The sequence below is a fragment of the Methylocucumis oryzae genome, from assembly GCF_000963695.1.
GTDB classification, from domain to species: Bacteria; Pseudomonadota; Gammaproteobacteria; order Methylococcales; family Methylomonadaceae; genus Methylovulum; species Methylovulum oryzae.
In genome coordinates, this window is sequence record NZ_LAJX01000349.1 from 1 (window position 1) to 4,628 (window position 4,628).

Below are 4,628 nucleotides of genomic sequence, written 5' to 3' on the forward strand. Positions count from 1 at the left end.
ATAATCATCGGGGTGCCAGGGCGCGTCAAAGTTGAATACATGGCTCACGCCTTTGATATCGAGGCCACGCGCAGCCACATCGGATGCGACTAGCAGGTTGATTGCGCCGCTCTTGAATGCGTCCAATTCCTTGAGGCGCGATGCTTGGTCGATATCGCCATGGATTTCACCCGAACGGAATCCGTGCCGCTTCAAGCTCTTGTTGAGTTCGCGTACCGTGGTCTTGCGGTTGCAGAAGATGATGGCGGTCTGCACATCTTCGCTGCGTATCAGGTCACGCAAGACTTCGCGCTTTTTCATCGGCGCAACTTCGACCAGCTTCTGTTCGATATTGATGTTGGCGGTCGCGGGACGCGCCACCTCAATATATTTCGGGTTCGACAGGAACTTGTCCGAAAGTTTTTTTGATCGGTGGCGGCATCGTTGCCGAAAACAGCAGCGTTTGGCGGTTGGTCGGCAATTTGGTGCAGATATGTTCGATGTCGGGAATGAAACCCATGTCGAGCATGCGATCGGCTTCGTCGATCACCAGCAATTCGCATCCGTTGAGCAGGATGTTGCCGCGTTCGAACAGATCCATCAGTCGGCCCGGTGTCGCGATCAGCACGTCGACGCCCTTTTCCAGCGCCTTTACCTGATCGCCCATCGAAACCCCGCCAATCAGCAATGCCATCGATAGCTTGTGATTGACGCCATATTTCTCGAAATTTTTCGGCGACTTGCGCGGCCAGTTCGCGGGTTGGCTCGAGGATCAGGCTGCGCGGCATGCGCGCCCGTGCCCGACCATGGGCAAGGATATCGATCATCGGCAGCACGAATGATGCTGTCTTTCCGGTACCGGTTTGCGCGATGCCAATGATGTCGCGCATCATCAGGACCGAGGGGATGGCTTGCGCCTGGATCGGAGTCGGCGTGTCGTAACCCGCCGCAGTAACCGCGTTCAAAAGTTCATCGGAAAGGCCGAGATCGGCAAAAGACATAAGGTTCCAATATAAAGGAAAAAAGCAGGCGGGCAGCACATAGCCGCACGTCCGGTGCGCGGCGCTTGGCGAAACAGCAGCGAAAAGTCAAGGAATTTGGCGCATCTCACTCAGGAACGAGCAGGCGGAATTTATCAATCTCGCATTTCGCGCCCGTCCGCGCATGCAGCAGGTCGCGGTCAACACAAAGTTTGCCGTCCTTCGATCGTTCAACATAGGCACCGGCATAAAATTCGCGGGCAAGGCATCCATCGCCCAAATAAGCCCGTATCAATTGCCGTTCACGGGTAACCAGTTCGAGGCTGTTCTTGGGGCCAGGGCGTGATGCAACCAGGCGATCCATCAGCAGGCATTTTCCAATCTTTTCCTCATTATAGAGGGTTGCATTGCGCTTCTCGCTACGGCCTGGAGCGGCGGGTACGGGTTGGTTCGGAAAGCGGATGATGATGCGTTGTTCGATACGCGCCTGAAGTCTTTGACGCCTTCCATCATCTCGACAAAGGCGTCGACCGATTGCCCTTGCGCCCTATGCGCAAAGCCAAGCGTCACCGCGAGACCGGCAATGAGTATCAGAAAAATGCGCAACGCCGGGTCCCGACCAAAATTCGCCTTTTCCGACAATTAGCGGTAACGGTTGAACGGAGCATTAATCCAGCCCTATGAAGCGCCAACCGCCAAGTCAATTGCATCAACAACAGGAGTGGGAGTTTGTCAGACAGCCAAGTTTTGGAGAAGCTTAGCCAACTGCTCGGATCAAAGGGATTCACCTCCGATCCTGACGATCTGGCGCCCTGGACGACCGACTGGCGCGGGCGCTATCACGGGCAGGCCGCAGCGCTGCTTTCCCCGGCAACAACCGCTGAAGTTTCGGAAATCATCAAGATCGCCAACGCACACCAACTCACACTCGTTCCGCAGGGGGGGAACAGTGGAATGGTGGCAGGCGCCACGCCTGATGAAAGCGGCGCGAGCTGCTCCTATCGTTACGCCGGATGAACCGCATTGAAATGGTGGACGCTGTATCGCGGCAGGTTCGTTGCGAAGCGGGTGTAGTATTGCAGAACCTGCACGAAGCTGTTGCAGAAAAGGGCCTTCGTTTCCCGTTGACCTTGGGCGGTAAAGGATCTGCCACGGTTGGCGGCTGATTTCGACCAATGCAGGCGGCACGCAGGTTTTGCGACATGGAACGATGCGTAACCTAGTGGCGGGCGTCGAGGCGGTATTGCCTGACGGATCGATCTATGACGGGCTGGTTCCATTGAAAAAGGATAACCGCGGATATGATCTGAAACATTTGCTGATCGGTGCTGAGGGAACGATTGGCATCGTTACACGCGCCACACTTCAACTTGTGCCCGCTTTGCTCGATCGGGCAGTGGCCTGGGTTGCAGTCGACACACCCCAAGATGCTTATGCTTTGTTGCTTGCTGCAACAAACGCGCTCGATTCCGCATTGGAGGGCTTCGAAATCCTGCCCGACGTGGCGCTGCAGCATGTGATCAAGCATATTCCGGGGACCAGACGCCCTGTCGAAAGCGAAAAAGGCTGGCATGTCCTGATCGAACTGGTCCGTGACAGCGACGATCAGGTAGCGCCTGCATCGCTCGCAGAGAATTTCCTTGGCCAGATGCTTGAAGCGGGATTGGCCAAGGACGCTGTGATTGCTGCAAGCGAAGCGCAAGCTGAAGCATTTTGGAAAATCCGGGATTCGATTGCCGAGGCAGAGCGGGCAGAGGGTCCTGCCCTGCAGCATGATATCAGCGTGCCTGTTTCCGCCATGGCGCGGTTCATCGAGACTGAAWCCCGCSCASATCGAACGACGCGCTATCCCGGAACCACGGTGGTCGCATTCGGCCATCTGGGCGATGGAAACATCCACTACCATGTGAAGGCACCCAAAGGCGCAACGGCTGAAGAATGGTATGCGCGTTTCGCCCAGACCATCAGCGCGGGATGTTTACGACCGCGTGACCGCCTATGGTGGCTCGATCTCGGCCGAGCATGGAATTGGCCAGGCAAAAACTGGCGGAGTTTGAACGTTTGTCGGATCCATCAAGGCTGAACGCCTTGCGTGCCATCAAGCTGGCCCTGGACCCCAACGGCATCATGAATCCGGGAAAACTCGTTCCTCTTGCCAGCAAGCCCGCCGCCGCCTAAAGCCGCCCGCAATCAAATTTTCGAATCCAGACAACGGAGTAACTGATGGCTACCCAGCCCGCGCCGCAAGGCCTGCCCCCTCTTCTACAAGGACCTCGTTCCGCTCAACAGCAACGAGCATGCAAATTTCAAGAGCCGGCAGATCGACAATGCCAATTTCATGCAGGGCCAGCACGCCATTCCGCTGACCGTTGAAGAATTTGTTTCGGCGTCGCGTTACTACCCGATCATCTTCTCGGCTGCGAAATCCGGTTCCGCTCGTGCTGATGGGCATGAACGAAGGCGTCAACGTCTACATGGACGAGAATGGCAAGTTCAATAATCCGGTTTACCTGCCGGCTTACATCCGCCGTTATCCGTTCATGCTTGCGCGCTTGCGTCCGGACAGCGATGAACTGTCGCTTTGCTTTGATCCGACGACCGAAGCATTGGGCGATTTCAAGGAAGGTGAAGCGCTGTTCGACGGAGCCGAGCCGACGCAGATGACCAAGGACATCCTCAAGTTCTGCGAAGATTTCGAGCAAGCCGGTGCCCGCACCCAGGCATTTGTCGAAGAACTCAAGAAGCTTGAACTGCTGATGGAGGGCGAAGTCGCTATCCAGCAGGACGGCAGCGAAAACCCGTTCATTTATCGCGGTTTCCAGATGGTGAACGAAGAAAAGCTGCGCGACATGCGCGGTGATGAACTGCGCAAGATGAACCAGAGTGGCATGCTGCCCCTGATTTACGCGCATCTTTTCTCGCTGAACCTGGTTCGGGATATATTTGCATTGCAAATGCAGCAAGGTAAGGTGCCGCAGCAAGTCGAGCTGCCGACCAACTGATCCGTTTTCGATGGCGGCCCGACACTTTAGGGGAGGGCCGCCATGATTTCCAAGTACAGCAAAGGTGCAATTGCACTGCACTGGCTGATCGCCATATTGGTGATCGCCAATTTCGTTCTGGCCAGCATGGCTGAAGACCTACCGCGCGAGGCGCAGGGCGCGCTGATGTCGCCTCATAAGGCCATCGGCATATCAATCCTTTTCTTTTCGGTGTTGCGCCTGATCTGGCGTTTGACCAACAAGCCCCCGCATTGCCGACAGCCATTCCCGCTTGGCAGGCGACGCTGGGACGCATCGTACACCTGCTTTTCTATTTCCTGATTATCGTTGTGCCATTTTCAGGTTGGCTGATGGCATCGGCCCATCCGCAAGCACCACCAGTTGACTTTTTTTCGGCCTGTTTGATGCCACACTGCCCGTGGAAAAGAGCAAGGCACTGGCAGGCGTTGGCCATGAAGCGCATGAAATTCTTACCAAGCCGCTCTTCATATTGATTTTGCTGCATATTATTGCAGCCTTGAAGCATCAGTTTGCGGATAAGCTTCCCTTTGTCCAACGCATGTGGCCATGAGAGTTTCTCGCATCAGCGGGGCATTTCATCCCGCTGATACGCCTTGATACAGACTCAGCTATTGATTTGGCGGGTTTAAACTCCCATCTTTGTATC

The 4,628-nt window shown here is 55.7% G+C and carries 8 protein-coding genes and 3 pseudogenes; 7 read left to right on the forward strand and 4 right to left on the reverse strand.

The window, feature by feature from the left end:
• From VZ94_RS27450 to VZ94_RS21355, 4 genes and pseudogenes are all read right to left on the reverse strand, one after another.
• Nucleotides 1-360: helicase-related protein (locus tag VZ94_RS27450; protein ID WP_204369247.1), on the reverse strand; the 360-nt coding region annotated here is incomplete at its 3' end.
• A gap of 1 nt (nucleotide 361) precedes the next feature.
• Nucleotides 362-676: pseudogene (locus VZ94_RS27455) on the reverse strand (DEAD/DEAH box helicase); the annotation flags it as partial.
• A 25-nt stretch (nucleotides 677-701) separates the two neighbouring features.
• Nucleotides 702-980, reverse strand: a pseudogene (locus VZ94_RS32990) (DEAD/DEAH box helicase); the annotation flags it as partial.
• A gap of 106 nt (nucleotides 981-1,086) precedes the next feature.
• Nucleotides 1,087-1,323, reverse strand: coding sequence for a hypothetical protein (locus VZ94_RS21355; RefSeq protein WP_052700827.1), 237 nt, complete (start codon nucleotides 1,321-1,323; stop codon nucleotides 1,087-1,089).
• 365 nt (nucleotides 1,324-1,688) lie between these two features.
• Between VZ94_RS21355 and VZ94_RS27465 the strand changes: the two genes are divergently transcribed.
• From VZ94_RS27465 to VZ94_RS33005, 7 genes and pseudogenes are all read left to right on the forward strand, one after another.
• Entirely contained in the window at nucleotides 1,689-1,976 is a 288-nt protein-coding gene (locus VZ94_RS27465) for an FAD-binding oxidoreductase (protein ID WP_204369249.1), read from the forward strand.
• Nucleotides 1,977-1,987: 11 nt separating this feature from the next.
• Entirely contained in the window at nucleotides 1,988-2,125 is a 138-nt protein-coding gene (locus tag VZ94_RS32995) for an FAD-binding protein (protein ID WP_369126318.1), read from the forward strand.
• Nucleotides 2,126-2,181: 56 nt separating this feature from the next.
• Nucleotides 2,182-3,042, forward strand: a complete 861-nt coding sequence (locus VZ94_RS27475; protein WP_204369251.1) for an FAD-binding oxidoreductase — start codon at nucleotides 2,182-2,184, stop codon at nucleotides 3,040-3,042.
• A gap of 5 nt (nucleotides 3,043-3,047) precedes the next feature.
• Nucleotides 3,048-3,137: an FAD-linked oxidase C-terminal domain-containing protein gene (locus tag VZ94_RS31295; protein ID WP_275575354.1), complete on the forward strand. Its 90-nt coding sequence runs from the start codon at nucleotides 3,048-3,050 to the stop codon at nucleotides 3,135-3,137.
• A gap of 160 nt (nucleotides 3,138-3,297) precedes the next feature.
• Nucleotides 3,298-3,961, forward strand: a pseudogene (locus VZ94_RS21370) (SapC family protein).
• A 42-nt stretch (nucleotides 3,962-4,003) separates the two neighbouring features.
• Nucleotides 4,004-4,282: a cytochrome b gene (locus VZ94_RS23980; protein ID WP_052700828.1), complete on the forward strand. Its 279-nt coding sequence runs from the start codon at nucleotides 4,004-4,006 to the stop codon at nucleotides 4,280-4,282.
• A gap of 97 nt (nucleotides 4,283-4,379) precedes the next feature.
• Nucleotides 4,380-4,532 (forward strand): hypothetical protein, encoded by a 153-nt coding sequence (locus tag VZ94_RS33005; protein ID WP_369126317.1) that lies wholly within the window; start codon nucleotides 4,380-4,382, stop codon nucleotides 4,530-4,532.
• Nucleotides 4,533-4,628: the final 96 nt, after the last annotated feature.

Bases quoted from the DNA above. Each gene is read 5' to 3' on its own strand.
- VZ94_RS21355 (WP_052700827.1), bottom strand. From the start codon at position 1,323: ATGGATCGCCTGGTTGCATCACGCCCTGGCCCCAAGAACAGCCTCGAA.
- VZ94_RS32995 (WP_369126318.1), top strand. From the start codon at position 1,988: ATGGTGGACGCTGTATCGCGGCAGGTTCGTTGCGAAGCGGGTGTAGTA.
- VZ94_RS23980 (WP_052700828.1), top strand. From the start codon at position 4,004: ATGATTTCCAAGTACAGCAAAGGTGCAATTGCACTGCACTGGCTGATC.